This is a genomic window from Caulobacter sp. ALps2 (assembly GCF_058681635.1).
In genome coordinates, this window is sequence record NZ_CM178743.1 from 5,259,076 (window position 1) to 5,276,978 (window position 17,903).

Consider the following 17,903-nt stretch of genomic DNA (forward strand, 5'->3'; position numbering starts at 1 on the left):
GTGTTCGGTCGTCTCACCCGCGATCCATCGACGGCTGAAGCGCGCATCAAACAGGTCGCGCCCGCCGATGGCGGGGGAATTTGGAGATGATGCGCGTAACTGTCGGTTTGTTGAGTTCAGCGTCCTTGAGCGTCCTGGCGGCCGTCGCGCCGACCATCGCCGCCGCGCAGGAGCCCGTGTTTTCGGTCGCCGTGCCGGCGGGACCGATGCAGAAGTCGCTCGTCACGGTGGCGAGCCAAGCCAACTTCAAGATCCTGTTCGAGCCCGAGCTGGTCGCCGGCCTTCGGGCTCCGGCGATCAATGGCCGCTTCACGGCGCGCGAGGCCGTCGAGCGACTGCTGTCGGGCAGCAACGTCGCCGTCGATCAGATTCGTCCAGGCCTGCTGGTGTTGCGCCCGCTCCGCGCCCCTGTCAGCACCTTGGGGTCCGACGGCGCGGTCGTCAGCGCGGAGGCCGGTCAAGCGGTCGCGTCTTCAGCGCCGGACAGCGATCCTGTTTTGCTCGAAGAGGTCATCGTTGGCTCGCACATTCGCGGCAGCAAGGATTCAGCCTCACCCGTCGTAACATTGGGGCGCGAAGCCATCGATCGTGGCGGGTTCGGTAGCATCGGAGACGCCCTAGCCGCGCTTCCGCAAACCTTTTCGGGCACAGCCAGCAACCGGGCCGGCGGAATCGGCGCCGACACGACCGGCAACAACGCCGGGCGCGCGACCGGAGTGAACCTTCGGGGCCTTGGCGCCGACGCGACCCTCGTTCTCGTCAACGGCCGACGCGTCGCCGGCGCGGGCCTGATGGCCGATTTCGCCGACATTTCGAGCCTGCCCCTGTCGGCTGTCGAGCGAGTCGACGTCCTGCTCGACGGCGCGTCGGCCGTCTATGGCTCGGACGCGGTCGGCGGCGTGGTCAACGTCGTAATGCGCGACCATTGGGTCGGGATGGAGTCCCGGGCCCGGATCGGCGGCGCGACCCAGGGCGGCCTTGGCCAGTACCAGCTGGCCCAAACCTACGGGACAGCCTGGGACAGCGGCTCACTCCTCCTGAGCGCGGAGTATCAACGCACAAATCAGGTGATGGGCCGAGACCGCGCCTACACGGCCAACGCCGACCTGCGATCGTTCGGGGGCATTGATCACCGGCTCTTCTATAGCCAACCGGGCAACATCCTGATCGCCAACGCGCCCGCCTACGCCATCCCGTCGGGGCAAAGCGGCACCGCCTTGACGCCGTCATCCTTCCTCGCCGGTCAGATCAACTATCAGAACCAGAACGAGGTGGCGGGGATTCTGCCCGAGCAGGAGCGCACCGCCGTCTACGCCTCGGCGACCCAGGAGGTCGGGTCCCGAGTTCGCCTAAACGCCGAAGCGCGGTTCAGCAATCGGCGCTACGCGCATTGGAATCTCGCGCCCATCGCCGCCATGACGGTGTCGCGCGCCAACCCCTACTTCGTGTCCCCCAACGGCGCGGCGTCCAACACCGTCGCCTATTCCTTTCAGAACGAAACCGGCGCTAGTCGCGGGGTCGGCCGCGTTCGCAGCAGCAACTTCTCCCTAGGCGCGAAGGTCGACCTGCTCGCCGACTGGCGCCTGGACGTCTATGCCGGGCACGGTGAAGAGCTGACGCGCGGCGGATCGAGCGGGCTGGTGAACTCTGCGGCGCTAAACGAGGCGCTCGGAAATTTGGCCGACAATCCGCTCAGCAGCTACAGCGCCGCGCGGGACGGCTACTTCAATCCCTACATCGGCCAGGGCCGAAATTCGCAGGCCGTGCTCGACTTCGTCGTCTCCGGCTGGGACCGTCGCCGCACGTTTGGCAAGCTCGACATCGCTAACGTGACCGCCGACGGAACGCTCTTCAGTCTGCCGGCCGGCGCCGTGCGCCTGGCTGTCGGAGCCCAGGCTCGCCGCGAATTTCTGAAGATGTATGGGGTCAGCACTTCGTCGTCCCTGACGCCTGTGCCGATCGCGCCACGCCGTGGCGAGCGCACGGTCCACGCCCTGTTCGGCGAAGCGCGCATCCCGATCTTTGGCGGCGACTTCCAGAAGACCGGCTTCTCGAAGCTGGAGCTTTCAGCAGCCGTGCGCTGGGAAGACTATGGGGGTGGCGTGCAATCGACCGTGCCGAAGTTTGGCCTGGCCTGGGCGCCGGTCGAAGACGTGACGCTGCGCGCGACCTATGGCGAGTCGTTCCGCGCGCCGTCGATCGGCCAACTGACCGACGCCCCAAGCGCCACACCAGTGAACTTGAGCAACGGCTCGCGCCCGGTGCTGACGCTGATCTTGATCGGCGGCAATCCAAACCTGGCCCCCGAAACCGCCAAGTCTTGGACCGGCGGCTTCGAATATGCGCCGCTAGACCACCCTCAACTGAAGCTCTCCGGCACGCTCTTTCGAACCGAGTTCGAAGGTCGGATTGGTCGGCCGGCGATCAACTACCTGTCGACCATCCTGACGGCCAGCGACCTGGCGCCGTTCCGCACCCTGGTCGCACCATCGACCAACGCGGCCGACCTGGCGCTGGTGAAATCCTATCTCGCCAACGCCTCGGCCGCCGCCCAGGCGCTCTATCCCGCCGAGGCCTATGGCGCGATCGGCGACGCGCGGTACGTCAACGCCGGCGCCTTCACGGTCGAGGGCGTCGATCTCACCGGCGGTTATCGCCTGGATCTGGGCGCGGACCGGCTCGACCTTGCCGGCAACCTGTCGTGGCTCATGCACTACAAGCGCAAGATCACCTCGGCCTCCAGTTCCGCCGAGCTGGCCGGGATGGCCGGTTTCCCGGCGGATCTGCGCGCTCGCGGCTCGGCGACCTGGACCCACGACGCCTTCGCCACCACCCTGTCGCTCAACCATACGGGCGACCTGCACACGGACGCGGGTCGTCGGATGAAGCCCCTGACGACAGCGGACCTGCAGGTGCGCTGGTCGCCCTCGACACGTTCGGGCCTCTGGCGTGGTACGGCGGTGGCGCTGACGGTCCAGAACCTCTTCGACCAGGACCCGCCCTTCTATGACGCGCCGCAGATCGTGGGGTTTGACGCCACGAACTATGATCCGAGCGGCCGGGTCGTCGCGCTGCAGCTGACCAAGGCCTGGTAGGCCGCCAGCCCCCTGAACATTGGAGTACAAGGCAATGCGAATTTTCGCAGGGCTGGCGCTTGCCTGCGCGCTGGCGACACCCGCGACCGCGACCTCGGACAAACCGGCGCGGCCCTACACGGTCGAAGATATGCTGGCTGTCCGCAATGTCGGTCGCGCGGCGTTTTCGGGCGATGGGCGCACGCTCGTCTTCGAGGTTCAGGGGCCCGTGACCGCCGCGGGTCGATGGGACCTGGAGTTCCTGTCGATCCAGCGGACAGGACGTCTCTATGTCGTCGATGTCGAACACGGGGGGGCTCCCCGGTTGTTGCTCGGCTCGCCGGCCGGCGTTGGCGAGAGCCTGGGTCAGCTCTCGCCCGACGGTCGGCGATTGGTCATCTATCGCCTCAGGGACCACACCAACGAGCTGGGCGTCCTCGACCTTGCCTCCGGACGGGTGCGCTGGTCCGGGCGCGCCGTCGATGCGGAAGCCTGGTTCAGTCTGGCGCGCTGGCGCAACAATGACGAGCTCGTCGCCCTCACGACCACGCCGCAAACCCCGTCGATGCTGCTCAACCAGGGTTGGCAGGCGCAGGCGCGGACCGTGGCGGCCTGGTCGGCGGCGCAGGCTGGGCGCCCAAGCGTCATCGCCTTGCGTGGTGGTCCCGGAGCCGAGCACAATCCCCCCTGGCCGGACGCGGACCTTGTCGTGTTCAACGCCGCGACGGGGGCCTCGCATGTGGTCGCGCGTGGCCCCTTCATGGAGCTGTCCGTCGCCCCCGGTGGCGGGACGGCCGCGTTGATATCGGCCGACGAGCCGGTGCTGATGGACGGGGCGTTCTTGGCTCAGAACGGTCTCTTCGACCGACGCCGGCGCCTGGTGTTCGCCGATCTTCGCTCCGGCGCCCTGGTCCAGGCCTGCCTCCGCTGCGACCTGGCCTCGTCGCTCGTGAGCTGGTCGCCTGATGGTCAATCCGCACTGTTCAGCGCCAGGCCGGACGACGCCAAGTCGGGCGATTGGCGCGACATCCGTTATTGGCGCGCGGCCGTGTCCGGACAGGCGGTGAAGCTAGCGCCAGACCTTGCGCCAGGCGTCACGCGGACGGTCGGCGCCACCACCGCGCTTCTGCAGCCGGACGCCGGCTGGGTCGATGGCGCGCCGGCCATCTTCGCCCACCGCAGGGAGGGCGAGCCGATGAGCTGGTGGCGCGTGGGACAGGCAGGCCCCGAGATCTTGGTGTCTGGTCTGACGGTCGAGGGTGGGCGACGCCTGGCCCCGTCGCCGCAAGGCTTCCTGGTGCGCACGGCCGATGGCCTCCTGCAGCTAGGCGGACCTTCCCACAGGATCGCCGGCCCCAACGACAAGGTCGTCAGCGCACCGGCCCTGGCCGGAAACCTTCCGTCCGCCGTCCAGGTCGAAGCTGCTGACGGGGCTAGAGCCATCATGGCCAATGGCCAGGAACACGCGTCCTCGCCGCTCCCGACGGGCACGGTCATGCTCGCACAAGCCCCAATCGTCGGCGCGAGCCTGAGCGTCAGCAAGACGGACCAGGGCGTGGGGACGCTGTGGCTGACGCGTGAGGGTCAGCCCGCGCGCGCCCTGATGATCCTCAACCCCAGCCTGGCTCAGATCGATCTTGAGCCCCCCAGGGCCATCATCCATCGCACACCCGCAGGCCAGACCGTCACCAGCTGGCTCTACACGCCGGCCAACCACCAGCCTGGTGACGACCGTCCCTTGATCGTGGTGCCCTACCCCGGCTCGAACTACACCTCGCCTTCGGTCTTGGCGGCTCCAGATTTTCGCGGCTACACCGCCAACATCCGGCTGATGGTCGGCGCCGGCTACGCGGTGTTGGCGCCGAGCCTGCCCATCCCGGCCGACGCCGCCCCACAGGACCGGTTGGGTGAAGCGATGTTGATGGCGGTCGATGCGGCGCTCGCCGCCGATCCGGGGCTGTCAAGGACGCGCCTGGCCGTTTGGGGTCATAGCTATGGCGGTTATGGAGCGCTCGTTGCTGCGACCCAGACGCCTCGGTTCAAGGCGGTGATCTCGTCGTCAGGCGTCAGCGACCTGCTGTCCTACTGGGCCGCCCAAGGCCCCGCCGCGACGGCGATCCCGGAAGTCATGCTTCGGGTCTCCACGATGTTTGGTTGGGCCGAAAGCGGACAGGGCCGAATGGCCGGCCCGCCCTGGGCCCGGCCACAGCGCTACATCGACGGCAGCCCGCTGTTCCAGGCCGACAAGATCACAGCGCCCGTCCTGCTGATCCAAGGCGACCTCGACTATGATCCCTACAAGTCGATGTCGATGTTCGCCGCGCTCTACCGCCAGGGCAAACCAGTCGAACTCCTTACCTATGCGGGCGAGGGACACGTGGTGCAGTCACCGGCCAACGTCCGCGACGTCTACGCACGATCCTTCGCCTTCCTTCACGCCGCGCTTTCCGAGGACCGCACGACCGGATCCAAGACAGGGGCTGCAGCCGAGCCCGAGGCGGCGGCGCCCGCCCCCGGCGCGCGACCTTCCCAATAGCGAACGAAGGCTTCGAGCACGGTGGCCGTGACCACTTCGGCGTAGGTGTTGCGAAAGATCAGGACCTCGGGACTGAGCACGGCCTCGAGGTCCTCGCGGTGAAGAACGCCCTTCGCCACCAGGCGCCCGTCCAGAAGGAAGTCGCGTAGCATCGGCGCATTGCGGGCCAAGGTTCTTCCGAGGAACACGCTGATGTCGCCCTTGGACCGACGCGAGACGATGATCTCCGGCAACCGGTCGGCGAACACCCGGCGCGCGAAGCTGCGCTCGCCTTCTCCCTGGCTCAGCACGGGTGTCGACGTCGCCAGGCAGGCCTCCACGACCGGCTGGCTGAGCAGCGGATGGCAGAGCCGCGCCGCCGCGCCTCGGCGCGTGTAGGCGAACACCCCTTGGGTGAGCGCCAAGCCGCGTATCTGGGCGCGCTTGGCCGGCGGCAGGCCGTTCAGATCGGAGACCCACGGGTGCCACGCGCCTTCGGCCAAGTTCGGCGCGAGGATTTTCGGCGCCGACATCAACGCCTCGACCGCGCGCGTGGGCCGCCCGCGCAGAGCTTGGGCGGCAAGGCTCCAGATCGACCGCCGGGTTCGCAGGGCGACCTCGACAAGGCGGGCGAGACGCGAGCCTTCGCAGGGCGCGCCCCGCAGGAGATCACCCGCCAGGTCGGCGGCGGCCAGCTGGTAAAAGACCACGTCGCCGCCGTGCCCCGTGAACAGGATGTCGGCCTCGGTTTCGGCGATCGCCTCCAGCGCCAGATCGTCGAAGTCTGTGTCAAGAATTTCAAAGTTGGGTCGGAAGGCTCCGGCATCGGCCATCAGACCGTCCATCGTCAGAGCCAGGAGCGGTCGCTCCACGCAGCGCAGCGGCGTGTCCGCGCGCTCGGCCGCGGCCCGCGCATAGACCCGCTCGTCGGCCTCTGCCTGATCGCGGAAGAAGTTGAGCCCGGCGTCGGCCGGACGCCCGACGGCCCTCAAGCTGGTCGCCACGATCGCGGAGTCCAGCCCTCCGGAGATCTCACACAGCACCCGGCTTCGACCGATCAAGAACGCGCGCAGGGTCCCCTCGACCGCTCGGCGCAGTCCGGCCTTATCCCCACGGCGCGGCCCCCGCCGCGCCGCCAAGGCCGGCGTCCATACGACATCACGATGTTGCAGGTCAGGGCCATGCCGGCAGACGCCCGGCTCAATCCAAGTCACGCCCTCAAGCGGCGGCGCCGCGCCCATGCGGCGCGGATCAGCCATTAGCGCCGCCACCGCCGGCCAATCCACGGCGACGTCGGCGGGCGCCGCCAAGCCATCGGGCGGCTCGTCCCCGATGACCGTGACGCCGTCACGAACCCAGGCAAAGGCCGGACGTCCGCCTAGCGGATCCGAAACGACCATGGGTGTCCCGCCCTGGCGTTGGCGGATCACCACCACGTAGTCACCAAAGCCGTGCTGGGCGAGCAGCCGGGCGATGGCCTTGGGATCGTCGCTGGCCAAGCCGCCAAGCACGTCCAGATCCAGCAGCCGCGCCTCGCCCGCGTCGAGCGCCGCGCGATCGAAGATTTCGCCGATCACCGCGCCGACCGGTCCACGCCAGTCGCCCAGCGGGCGCACTGGCGGGGCGGCGACGTCCTTGACGAGGATGGCCAGGGCGTAAGGGGCTAGGATGCGCCTCCACCCCCGCTTCTGGAGATCGGCCACCATCGCGTCGAACGCCTCGGCGGTCCGCCCGCCAGGATGGGTGAGGGCCAGGTAGGCCATGGCTCAGGCTCCGAGGATCGGCGCGAAGGCGCACAGACGTTCGGCCTCGTCGTCCAGGGCCACGTCATCGACCTGCAGCCAGCAGTGGGCCTGGAACGGCCAGGTGCGCACGCCGAAAACCCATGTCGGACGATGACCCAGGCTCCGCAGGAAGGCCGCGAGCATTCCGCTGCGAAAAAGGCAGACCCCGTCGAGCGGCAGCCATGGCGCGAGGCTCCGCCAGACGGCGATGTCGGACAGCAGGCGGTCCATCTCGACCGGCCCATCGGCCTTGGTCCTGGTATGCGCCTCGATCAACTGGCGAAAGGTTCGCTTGCGGCTGGCCACGCCGGCGCGGACCGCCGCCGCCAACGCCCCAAGATGCGCGGGCCGGATCCGGACTTCGGCGCCGCCCTTGAGCTCCAGCAGTCGCCGCGCCGTGCGAGACGGCGCCGGCGGCGGCGCGTGGCGGGAGGTTCCGGTCCCGGCCTGGTCTTGGCGGACAAGGCCTGCGGCCATCAGCTCCTCGCCAAGCAGCGGGTCGGGTGTCTCCAGTCGTTCGCCGTCCAGCCTTGCCAGGCCCGCCGGCAGAGGGAGGCAAAAATAAGTGTCGGCGTCGATGTCGAGGAAGACTAAATCCGTATCGATCATCACCGCGTGAACCGGTTCCGTCAGCTTCAGGCGCAAGGTCATCTCCTGGTCGCGCGACAAGGCGCCGACGGAAGCGGGTTGGCTTCCGTCGGCGACGGCTCAGACGAGCGAGAATTCCCGGGGCTGGACGCCTTCCGGGATCGTGCCTTCGGAGCCTTCGGTCAGCTGCTTGGCCGAGCCGACGCGGATCAGACGCTGGGTCATCGTGGTCTCTCCTTCGCTTTTCAACCGCGAGATGCGGCGACAATCAGGAGGCGACCAGGCGGACGTATATTCAAATCTATATTCGGGGAATCTTTCGCTCGCCGGAGCGCCGCTCACTCGGGCTCGCAATGCCGGGGCACGAGAGCCTCGGGGATCGTGCCGCCGGCACCGTGCGTCAGGCGTCTGGCCGACCCGACCCGTATCAGAAGTTTGATCATGATGGATCTTCGTATGATCGATGAAGCCCCGCGCGGCGGCGAAAGCGCAAATCTCCGCCGCCTTCAGGTTCAGCCCGAGACGGTCTTGCAGGTCAGGTCTTCGGGCAGCAGGACAAGGTCGCTGGCCAGGGTCAGGGCCTGGCTGAGCCAGGGGCGATCAGTCTGTAGGGAATGGGCGCCGCTTGCCCCTTGAGGTGGGCCGCCAAATGCGCCCTCAGCAGGCGCGGCGCGCTGGCGTCTATATTCAAACCTATATTCGCGGCGCGGTCCGGACGGCGGCGTCGTCCGTCCTGCGCCCTCTTTTGGGACCGTCGCGCATTTCGGCGTCGATCGACCGTCAGCGGCGGACGCCAGGCGTCCGCCGCCTTCTTCAGGCTCAGACGCCGGAATAGAGCTTGCCGGTCATGTCTTCCGGCACCAGCTGGATCTCGCCGGCCAGGGTCAGGGCCGAGGCCGAGCCGATAGCGATCAGTCGCGTACGCATGGTCGTCTCCTTTGAACGCCGCATCATCGCGGCGCAATCAGGGGGCGACCGGCTGGACCTATATTCAATTCTATATTCGCGTCCGCATCTTCGCGGTCACGGCGGCGGTCAGGATGGCTTCGCTGCGCCGTACCCGTCGCGCATAATAGCGACGAAAGAATTCGGCGATCTCGCTTGGATCCGGCGGCCAGCGGTCGGGCGACAGCACGACCTGCTCGGCGGCGCTGAACGGCGCCAGTTGCGAGACGATGCGCAGGACCTCCGCAGCCAGGATCCGGTTGTCGGCTCCGCGCGCCATGACGACAATCGCGTCCGACGGCGCGGCGGCGACCGCCGCCGCGCCTGGCGTCGCGCGGGCCAATTGAAGCGCCAGGATACCGGCCAAACCGTAGAGGCCCGCCAGACTCAAGGCGTCATGAACGATGCCCGCGTAGCCGGATCCCGTCCGCGCCACCAGACCTTCGCCGGCCAAGCGCGCCAACGCTTCTCGCACCGGGGTGGGGCTAACGCCCAGTTCGGTGGCCAGACTGTTGACGGGTAGCGGGTCGCCTTGCAGCGGACCGTGTTCGGCTAGGCGCCGGCGCAGTGTTTCGAGGGTGCGATCGAACGGGTCTCGGTCTCGGCTCAAGGTCAGGTCTCCCATGGAGGGGCCTGAAGTCTCCGTCCGTCGCCAGGACCCCGTCGATGGGCGGACATCTCCAGCGCCTGGAGTGAGCCGCCATTCCTGTGGACGGCTGATTCGACCGGCAACACATGAGGGCTGACCCCAGGAATGGTTGCCGGTCGAAGGCCGATCGGTTGCGGGTGGCCCGGCAAGTTTGGTGAATGTCGATCGTGATTGCCCGTCCGGGCCAAATTTCGCCGCGCCCAGGCAAACATCTCCACTCGGAGGAGTTGCCGTGCCGGGAGTTTGCTATTCTACTAGCCTCCAGGTTGATTGAGTCCCTTGGAGCGAAGGATGGCCGCCAATCCCAAGACGCCGTTAGCGCGTCAGAGGCGCCTGCTGTCCCAGATCCTCAAGCTCGTCAAAAAGGAGCGCCACATGACCTCCGTCCAGGTGGCGGCGGGCATGGGCGTGTCGCTCAGGACCTATCAGGACTTCGAGAAGGGGCTGCGCGCCTACGACTTCGACAAGATCCGGCGGTTCGCCAAGGCCACGCGGTCGGACGCCACCAGCATCCATCTGGGCGTCCAGTACAACTGGCCCGAATTGCCCGTGTTGATGATGGACAACATGATGGCGACCGCCTTCTTCATTCTGACGCGAGATCTCCACACGGAGATCGGACCGCGCTTGTCGCGGGTGCCGCCGGGCCTGCTGGTTTCGGGATACCGGCAGATCGGCGACGAGATCCGCAAATTGTTCGAGCGCCAGGACGCCAGCGCCGAGGACTATCTCGAGCGGGCCATCGCCAAGACCTACGAGGATCCCGACGATGACGCCGAAGGCTAGGACGACGGCGCGCGCCTAGTCCGAGGGCGGCGGCGGCGCGGGCGGCGTGGCGGGCTTGTCGACCTGGCGGATCCAGGTCAGCGGCAGGACGCCGTCCTCGGCCGCCAGCAGGCGAGCATTGACCGGCTCGGGCCAGGCCGGATCGTCGAGCTTGACGTTGAGCAGGGCGCCGCTGGCGTCGCCCGCGCGCCATGCGGCGCCAATTTCGTTCTCACCGACCAGGGCCCGGTAATCAGGTCCCTTGCCGCTGACCTTGCCGGTCGGCGCCAGGCGCACGACGGCGTCGAGGCTGAGGGTCGTCAGGCGACCGGTGAAGCCGTCGCCTTCGCGACGGAAGTGGCCAAGGATCGACATGGGAGACTCCAGCCCACCGAGGGAGGGACCCCGGCAAGGCGGCGACCCGATCGGGGCGTTGGGGGAAACGCCTTGTCGATCGGGTCGCCGCGACCGGCCGCCGAGGGGAGCGGCGGCGGGCCGGGTGTCGCGGACGATCGATAGAGCGCCTGGCGGGCGGTTGGAGGCGACTATCTGGTCCGCGCCAAACCTTTGTGTCGCAAGGGTTTTGCCCGCTCAATCCACCGAAGATCTCCAGGAAACACAAAGAGCCTCTGGGAAAGAATCGCAAAGTCCCCCTAGCCTCGGGACCTCTGGGGATTCGACTCGCGCGAACTTTTGTTCCATCTTTGTTCTCATCGGCAAAGGCGCGAGATGGAGGATGCGATGGCGCAGGAAAGCGACGTGGTGATCGACGGGGTCGGCTTCATGAGCCTGCACCACCACGACGGCCGGTTCGTGCGCGGCGGCGGCCTCTTCGCCTTCGCCCGGCGCGATCCCGACGGCGGGCGGACGATCTTCTGCCTGGAGCTTTCCAAGGACATCAGCCGAGAAGCCGTGCCGGGGCACCAGGCTTGGCCGCATGCCGTTTCGCGCGGGATGAATGAGGTCTTGGTGCATTTGGCGGGCTCGCAACAGGCCCCCGGCGAGGTCGCCCCCAACGCCGCCTTCCCGCCCCTGCGCTACGATCTCTTCGAAGACCCTGCCGCGCCGGATCTGGCCGACGGCGCCGTCGCCGCCGGCCAGGCCGCCTGACACTCAGTCCGGCCGCCTCTCGGAGACCGGCTGAAGCGCCTTGAGGTGCTCGACCGCCCGCTGGGCGTGGGCGGCGGCGGTGAAGATGGCCCGCTTGTCGCCGCGCAGCACCTTCAGCCAGCTGCCGATGTAGGCCGCATGGTCGGGACGCGGATGAAGGTCGATGCCCAGGTCCGCGCACAGGAACGCCGCCCCCAGTTCGGCCACCAGCTCCTCGCGGGCATAGCCTTCGTCGCCGAAGGCCTTGCGGCCGAAGTCGCGATCCAGCCGCGAAGGGTGGCGCGTCCAGTGCACCGTCTCGTGGCCGCGCGTGGCGTAGTAGTCATGGGCGCTGGCGAAGGCGGCGAAGTCCGGAAGCCGGATCAGGTCGGTGGCGAGGTTGTAGCAGGCGTTGTCGCCGCCATGCTCGACCCTGGCCCCCGTGGCGTCGAGGAAGGCCTCGGCCCGGGCAATGCGCTCGCTCTCGGACAGGCGCGGGGCGCTGGTCCCGTGGAACCGCTCGGGCAGACCCTCGATCTGCTCGACGTTGAAGACCTTGTAGGCTTTGAGGAAGGGGATCGAGCGCTCGACGTCCTCGCCTCGGTCATTGGTCTCCTGGCGTGTGAAGCGATTGGCGTAGACCACCATCGTTCCCGTCTGGCCCTTGCGCACCGCCCCGCCCAATTGGAGGGCTTGGCGGAAGGTCATCCAGATCGGGGCGGCGTAGCCCTGCTCGACGGCCCGGCCCCAGAGCACCACGGTGTTGATGCCGGAATAGGGTTCGAAGCTGTGGCGCAGCGGCCGGGTGATCGAACCGGCGGCATGACCGGCGGCCCAGGGCTTGGTCCAGGTCGCCACGCCCGTTTCGAGGTCGGCGAGGATCTGGTTGGTGATGGCGGCGTAGAGGTCTTGGCGGGTCGCGCCGTCCTGGCGCGAAGGGGTTTGGGCGCGCGTCATGGCGGCCTCCCTGGCGTTGGGGTGAAAGGGCGCCCCCGCCGCTTGGCGGCGGGGGCAAGGGGAGCGAGCCGTCAGGCTTCCGGTTCGGGAGCGACCGGTTGGTCGGCGTCGTCGCGCTTGCGCGGGCGGCTCCAGACCAGGTCGAAGCCCTCTTCGGAGGCGAAGAGGCGGGCGCTGACCGGCGCGGGGAAGCTCGGGTCGTCCAGGCGGACCGACAGGTAGTCGACGCCGGCGGCCGAGGTGTATTTCCAGGCCGCGCCGATTTCGGCGCCTTCGGCGAAGACGCGGTAGACCGGCTGGTCCTTGGCGGGATCGCCTTCGACCGCCTTGAAGACGACCTTCGGAACGTGGAGCTTCAGGCTGCGGATCGAACCCGAGAAACCTTCGGGCGTGGCGGTGAACGTGCCGATGCGGGCCATGGTGTAGTCCTTTCGCTTTTTCGGGCCGCGCCTTTCGCGGCCTCGATGGCGCTCCGAGACCGGGGACAGGCGACGGGCGGCAGGACGCTTCCGGCCGAAGGACGGGACGGACCCGCAGCGCAGCGCAGGACCGCCGACGGCGGCTTTGTTGCCTCGCGAGGAAGGCGTGTGCGCCGGGGAAGAAAGCCGATGGCCAGGTTGCCGCCGGGCGACGCCCTGGTTCGGATCAAGCCCAGAGAGGCCGCGACAGACGTGGCCCGGTCAGCGACAGGACGGCCATGGCCGGGATCGGTGCGGTCGCCGCCGCGCCCGAGGTCTCGGGGTCGGCCCGCGCCTGAAGCGCCCCCCTCCAAAGGTCGCCCTCAAGGCGATGGCGGTCGCGCCAGGGCCAGCCTGTCTAACGTGTCTTCGTCGAAGGCGGCGGGGTCGGCGTGGCCTGGATCACACCTTGGCCGAAGGTCTCGGCGCCCTGTCGATCCCTGGACGACCCGAGTTTCCCCGCGCCGGTCAGTGGCCGCCTCTTGGCTCCGCAGAGGTTCGACCGCCTCTGGCGCCGCCCCGCAGGCGCGACGCCGCCGACCCGCCGGTCGCTTCCAAGCTGGAAGCCCTGATGGCCGCCCTCTTGCCCACGCCGCCACGCGGCGGGCGCCCCTTCATCCCACGTCGGGGAGAGCGCCTGACGCGCGGCCAAACGGGCCGCTCCAAGGGAGCGGCCCGTCCAGGGACCTATTCGGCGGCCACCAGCATCGCCTCTTCGCAGACCTCGGGGTCGGGCGTGGCGTCCTGGGCCAAGCCCTCAGACGCATCTGCTGCCGCCGGGCCGCCCTCCGGGTCATCCGGCTGCGCCACCGGCTTGGTCCGCAGCAGCGCCGGGAGCCATTGGGCCTTGACCAGTTCGGGCTCGGCCGCCGCGACCATGTCGCCCTTCTTGAGTCCCGACAGGCGCGTGGCGGTGTCGGGGGAGACGGCCTCGGCCACCGCCGCCAGCACGTGGGCCTTGGAGACCCGCGAGAGGTAGCGCTCGGCGGTGGGTTCCCAGAACTGCCACATGTCGAGACCGGCGAGGCTGGCCAGGGCGTCGGCCTGGTTCAGGGCCGCGCCGCGCTCTTCCCAGGTGCGCACCGCATTGACCGTCTGGCTGACACAGTAGGCCAGGAGGCTCAGGCGGCTGGCCGCGTCGAGCCCGGCGACGAAGCTCCAGGCCTCTTCCGGCTTCTTAGGCATGAGCTTGGCCCACTGGCCATAGCGGGCCTCGCACGCCTCGAAGGCGGGCGTGTTCTGGATGTCCGGCGCGTGGTCGGTGAGCATCGCCGAGCCGGTGCGAACCTCCAGGCACGAGGCGCGCCCGCCGCCGAAGAAGGTGGTCAGCGTCAGGACGTGGGTCAGGGCCAGCAGCGCCAAGTCCGGATCGTTGCTGATCGCCAGACGCAGGGCGACGGTGCGGTGGGCGGTGAGATCGGCGACCAGCCGCGCCGACAGCGGCGCGGTGGCGTCGCCCTCGGGCTCGGCGTCCGCCTCGGTCGGTCGGACAGGCGGGGACGCGTCCGCCGCCGCCTCGTCGTCCAGGCTTTCGGCCTCGCCCGTCTGGTCGTCGTCCTCCGGTGCGGACTTGGGCGCGACCGGCACGTCCTCGGGCCGCACGAGGCCCCGCTCGATCCGCACCTGACCGTCATAGCCGAGGACGACCCAGACCCCGGCCCGCGCCAGGGCGTCGGGCGTGTAGGCCTCGACCACCTCGGGGTTCAGCAGGGTTTCCAGCTCGACGAGGCGCGCCTCCACGTCCTGCGGCAGGGCTTCGACCGCCTCCCAGGCTTGCGACAGGGCGTCATATTCCTCGCGCAGGGCCTCCGCCTGGGCGAGGGCTTCGGGCGTCGGCGTGACCGGCTGGGGCCAGACCCGCGACAGGCCATGGCCGTGGGGATAGTCCAGATGGGCCTGCCCCCACTTCCAGCCTTCCTGGTCGCGAAGCTCCTGGGCCAGGGCCGCCAGCTTCTCGGCCACCAGCCGGTCGACCAGGGCCGGGTCCGACAGATAGCCGCCGTCGTCCTCGGTGAAGAGATCGCGGATCACCGCCCCCCCGGCTTCGACATAGGCGTCGATGCCGATGAAGACCACGCGGCGGTCGCGCGCGGCGACGCTGGTCTCGGTCATCGCCCGACGAATGGCGGCGGGCTGGGCGTGGCGGTGGCTCGCGTAGACCTGCCGCTGGCGGTCATGATCTTCGGTCACGGCGAACGCCATCAGCTGGTCGAGGGTCAAGTCCTCGGCGCGGTAGTGGTCGATCAGGTCGGGGGCGACGGCGGCCAGACGCAGGCGCTGGCGCACGAAGGCGGCGCTGACGCCAAACCGCGCGCCGATGGTCTCCGCGCCCTGGCCCTGGCCTTCGGCCAGATCGTGGAAAGCCAGGAATTCGTCAGCCGGATGAAGCGCCTCGCGACTGAAATTTTCATCGAGGCTGACGGCGACGGCGTCGTTACGTTCATCGACCAGACAGCGCACCCCGACCGTCTTGGGGATCAGCTTGCGCTTGGCCAGCAGGCGAAGGGCGAGGCGGCGGCTCTCCCCGGCCGTGACCAGCGCATAGCCGGTCTCGCTGCCGTCGGCGCGGCGCTCGGGCTTGACCACCGGCAGGTGGATCAAGCCCTTGTCGAGGATGGAGGCGGCGCGCTGTTCGATCACGGCTTGGCTGTGGCCGCCCTTGCGCACGTTGTCGGGCGAGCGCTTGAGCTTGTTGAGGGGATAGACGCGTTCCTCACCGGCGCGCACGGCGCCGGTGTCGGTGAGCACGAGGCCCTTTTCGTGGACCGTCGCTGGGGCGGTTTGACTGGACACGGACATAACAGGTCTCCCGTTTAGGGTTGGGGGCAGGCGCGGGTTGCGCCTGGCCCCTGCCCGTCGGCGAGACCGGGGGGTGCAAACGGAGCGGCGGTTTCGCGGGGACCCGGCTGCAGCCGTCGCCGCCCTCGGGATCCACGAGGCCTCGCGCCCGCGAAGCTGGGCGGAAACCGATGCGAAGTGCGCCAGGGGGCAGCGCCCCCAAGCCGCGGACGCGCAGCGTCCGCCGTGTCCTTCAAAGCTTCTGGAAGATCAGAAGGGCGGCCCTAGCCGACCTTGGCGACCGGGTGCTGCGGGGCCAGGGCGTTTTGCCAGGCCGCCATTAAGATGCGCCGCGCGATGGCGTCGCTGACGTCACGCAGGCGCACCAGGGTGATCCCCTTGCGACCGCGTTCGCCAGGTTCGGGGGCGATGCCCTGCCCCATCGAGACGAGATTTCGCTGATCGAGCGGCGTCAGCTTGACCACCGCCCAGCCGGACTCGGGCCAGCCCACCGTGGCGAAGGTCTTGCCGTTGACGGCTAGCCGCACCGCGCCCAACACCGTCTTGGCCTTGACCATGGCCAGGCCCGCCCCCAGCGCAGCAAAGGCTTCCGGGGTCATCACGCCCACTCCTCCGAACCTTTCGATCAGGGTCGGAGGACATCATGAGTCGGTCCGCCCCCGGAACACTGCAGAACCTGCGCTATTTTCGGTCGGGGGCGGTTCCATGGAGCCGGGACGTCGTGGCATGGACCGCCTGCACCGGCTAGCCTTCCGAGATCGAAGTCATTCGAGCCGGAGAAGCGCCAAAGGCGTCGGACGTCAGGCCACGCCGCGCCCCGGCGTTGTCTCGCGGACGCCCGTCCGCCAAGGTGGCGGCTTTCCACCGCCTGGCCGCCCCGATGATCGACTTCCCTGACGACTTCTTCGCGCCGCCTCAACCCCGTCCGGACGGTTGGCGAGACGAGCCGGAGCTGCGCCAGGTGCTGGACTGGTTTCTAAGCTTCATGCCCGCCGGAGAGTGGCGTGCGCGGCGTAACGCGGCGACTAGTCGACTCTACCAGACGGCTTTGGGCGAGATCGACGACCAGGGTGGCAGCTTCTTTGATGGCGAAGACAAGATCGCCTGGTACTTGCTGCTCGGCGAGGCCTTCGTCGACCACACCCATAACTATGAGCCGATGTATGGTTCGCGTGTCGTGCCCATCCTGATGGCCCTGGGTCGCGACATCGAGGCGCTTAAGACCGTGACCGGCGTCGAAGACCGCGTGCGCCGCCTCTTGGCGGACGAGCGCGGCCAACCTAATGGCGGCCTGTTTGAGTTGCTCGTGGCGGCCGCCTACCGCCGGGCCGGCGCCGACGTCGCCTTCGTTCCGGAACGTCGTGGGGCGCGCACGCACGATCTGGACATCACGTTGCATGGCCGGACCTGGGCCATCGAATGCAAGCGCATGGAGACGGGTGATTACGGCGAGCAGGAACGTCAGCGGATCCGCGACTTGTGGGGTCCTTGCGCCGCCGGCCTGGCGCATGACGCCAATGGTGGCCGGGGACGCAGCACGATCTGCACCGTCCGCTTCAAGGTCGTGCTGGAGGACGTCCCCGCAGACTATCTGATCGACGTGGTCCACGGATGGCTGGCGTCAGGCAAGCCCAACCTTCTGTGGAACGACGCGGTGGCCTGGGGTTCGATCGGCGAGCTCGACCTGGAGCCGCTGCAAGCCGTCCTCGGAGACGAGGATGTTCTGACCGCCTCGACGCGCATGCAGGAGCTGCTCTGCGGCCACCACGCTCGCAATCAGAACTTCAACCAAGTGCTTCGCGCGCGGGCGGGCGAGAACCCGCGGTACACGACCGCCTGTGATCTCGCGATTGTTCTGCGCTGGGAGACGTTGGCTGACGCCTCGATCGACGCCAAGGCCCGGGATGTATTCCGAAAGATGGTGGAAGCCGCGCGCCAATTGCCAGACGACCGCCCCGGCATCGTCCATGTGGGCTTCGAGGCCGTCGAGGGCGATGAGGTCGAGCGCCGCCGCCACGCCAAGATCATCGCCAACGCCGCTGCGTTTGACCCGCAAGGCAAGCCGCTTGAATGGCTCTACTGTCACTATTTCGTTCCCGAAAGTCCCACGCGGACCATGTTCGAGTTCGATGAAACGACCCAGTGGTGCGCAGTCCGCCCCACCTTGCCGCGACCGGTCGAGACCCTGTTTCTCGTCGTCCCTAACGACGGAGCGCCGCGCGACGGGCCGCACTGGGAGGCCGAATGATCATGAGAAAGGCTTGATGGCTCTGGTCGAGC

13 protein-coding genes are annotated in these 17,903 nt (G+C 68.5%); 5 read left to right on the forward strand and 8 right to left on the reverse strand.

What is annotated here, in order from left to right; genetic code table 11:
• Window positions 1-125: 125 nt before the first annotated feature.
• Window positions 126-3,095 carry a TonB-dependent receptor gene (locus tag ACW173_RS24875; protein ID WP_492082828.1) on the forward strand — a complete coding sequence of 990 codons (2,970 nt, stop codon included), beginning with the start codon at window positions 126-128 and terminating at the stop codon, window positions 3,093-3,095.
• Between the two features lie 34 nt (window positions 3,096-3,129).
• The gene (locus ACW173_RS24880; RefSeq protein WP_492082829.1) at window positions 3,130-5,610 is read left to right on the forward strand and encodes a prolyl oligopeptidase family serine peptidase; all 2,481 of its coding nucleotides are present in this window, start codon (window positions 3,130-3,132) and stop codon (window positions 5,608-5,610) included.
• Here ACW173_RS24880 and ACW173_RS24885 read toward each other — a convergent pair.
• From ACW173_RS24885 to ACW173_RS24895, 3 genes are all read right to left on the reverse strand, one after another.
• Window positions 5,508-7,352: an asparagine synthase-related protein gene (locus ACW173_RS24885; protein ID WP_492082830.1), complete on the reverse strand. Its 1,845-nt coding sequence runs from the start codon at window positions 7,350-7,352 to the stop codon at window positions 5,508-5,510. The genes ACW173_RS24880 and ACW173_RS24885 overlap by 103 nt on opposite strands.
• 3 nt (window positions 7,353-7,355) lie before the next feature.
• Window positions 7,356-8,018: a lasso peptide biosynthesis B2 protein gene (locus tag ACW173_RS24890; RefSeq protein WP_492082831.1), complete on the reverse strand. Its 663-nt coding sequence runs from the start codon at window positions 8,016-8,018 to the stop codon at window positions 7,356-7,358.
• Between the two features lie 940 nt (window positions 8,019-8,958).
• Window positions 8,959-9,516 carry a GntR family transcriptional regulator gene (locus tag ACW173_RS24895; protein ID WP_492082832.1) on the reverse strand — a complete coding sequence of 186 codons (558 nt, stop codon included), beginning with the start codon at window positions 9,514-9,516 and terminating at the stop codon, window positions 8,959-8,961.
• Between the two features lie 330 nt (window positions 9,517-9,846).
• Between ACW173_RS24895 and ACW173_RS24900 the strand changes: the two genes are divergently transcribed.
• Window positions 9,847-10,341 carry a helix-turn-helix domain-containing protein gene (locus ACW173_RS24900; protein ID WP_492082833.1) on the forward strand — a complete coding sequence of 165 codons (495 nt, stop codon included), beginning with the start codon at window positions 9,847-9,849 and terminating at the stop codon, window positions 10,339-10,341.
• Between the two features lie 15 nt (window positions 10,342-10,356).
• Here the strand turns inward: ACW173_RS24900 and ACW173_RS24905 are convergent, their stop codons facing one another.
• A complete protein-coding gene (locus ACW173_RS24905) occupies window positions 10,357-10,695 on the reverse strand; it encodes a DUF736 domain-containing protein (protein WP_492082834.1) in 339 nt (112 codons plus the stop codon).
• 366 nt (window positions 10,696-11,061) lie between these two features.
• On the opposite strand from ACW173_RS24905, the gene ACW173_RS24910 reads away from it, so the two are divergent.
• Window positions 11,062-11,430 (forward strand): hypothetical protein, encoded by a 369-nt coding sequence (locus ACW173_RS24910; protein WP_492082835.1) that lies wholly within the window; start codon window positions 11,062-11,064, stop codon window positions 11,428-11,430.
• Between the two features lie 3 nt (window positions 11,431-11,433).
• Here ACW173_RS24910 and ACW173_RS24915 read toward each other — a convergent pair whose 3' ends face one another.
• The 4 genes from ACW173_RS24915 to ACW173_RS24930 all read right to left on the reverse strand — a co-directional run bounded on the left by ACW173_RS24915 (window position 11,434) and on the right by ACW173_RS24930 (window position 16,222).
• Window positions 11,434-12,366: an ArdC family protein gene (locus tag ACW173_RS24915; protein WP_492082836.1), complete on the reverse strand. Its 933-nt coding sequence runs from the start codon at window positions 12,364-12,366 to the stop codon at window positions 11,434-11,436.
• Between the two features lie 71 nt (window positions 12,367-12,437).
• A complete protein-coding gene (locus tag ACW173_RS24920) occupies window positions 12,438-12,785 on the reverse strand; it encodes a DUF736 domain-containing protein (protein ID WP_492082837.1) in 348 nt (115 codons plus the stop codon).
• A 726-nt stretch (window positions 12,786-13,511) separates the two neighbouring features.
• The gene (locus ACW173_RS24925; RefSeq protein WP_492082838.1) at window positions 13,512-15,617 is read right to left on the reverse strand and encodes a ParB/RepB/Spo0J family partition protein; all 2,106 of its coding nucleotides are present in this window, start codon (window positions 15,615-15,617) and stop codon (window positions 13,512-13,514) included.
• 269 nt (window positions 15,618-15,886) lie between these two features.
• Window positions 15,887-16,222, reverse strand: a complete 336-nt coding sequence (locus ACW173_RS24930) for an MmcQ/YjbR family DNA-binding protein (RefSeq protein ID WP_492082839.1) — start codon at window positions 16,220-16,222, stop codon at window positions 15,887-15,889.
• A 362-nt stretch (window positions 16,223-16,584) separates the two neighbouring features.
• Here ACW173_RS24930 and ACW173_RS24935 point away from each other — a divergent pair, with 362 nt between their 5' ends.
• Window positions 16,585-17,871, forward strand: coding sequence for a hypothetical protein (locus ACW173_RS24935; protein ID WP_492082840.1), 1,287 nt, complete (start codon window positions 16,585-16,587; stop codon window positions 17,869-17,871).
• Window positions 17,872-17,903 lie beyond the last annotated feature (32 nt).

Coding starts and splice junctions, on each gene's coding strand:
- ACW173_RS24880 (WP_492082829.1), top strand. CDS start 3,130: ATGCGAATTTTCGCAGGGCTGGCGCTTGCCTGCGCGCTGGCGACACCC.
- ACW173_RS24885 (WP_492082830.1), bottom strand. CDS start 7,352: ATGGCCTACCTGGCCCTCACCCATCCTGGCGGGCGGACCGCCGAGGCG.
- ACW173_RS24900 (WP_492082833.1), top strand. CDS start 9,847: ATGGCCGCCAATCCCAAGACGCCGTTAGCGCGTCAGAGGCGCCTGCTG.
- ACW173_RS24905 (WP_492082834.1), bottom strand. CDS start 10,695: ATGTCGATCCTTGGCCACTTCCGTCGCGAAGGCGACGGCTTCACCGGT.
- ACW173_RS24910 (WP_492082835.1), top strand. CDS start 11,062: ATGGCGCAGGAAAGCGACGTGGTGATCGACGGGGTCGGCTTCATGAGC.
- ACW173_RS24915 (WP_492082836.1), bottom strand. CDS start 12,366: ATGACGCGCGCCCAAACCCCTTCGCGCCAGGACGGCGCGACCCGCCAA.
- ACW173_RS24920 (WP_492082837.1), bottom strand. CDS start 12,785: ATGGCCCGCATCGGCACGTTCACCGCCACGCCCGAAGGTTTCTCGGGT.
- ACW173_RS24930 (WP_492082839.1), bottom strand. CDS start 16,222: ATGACCCCGGAAGCCTTTGCTGCGCTGGGGGCGGGCCTGGCCATGGTC.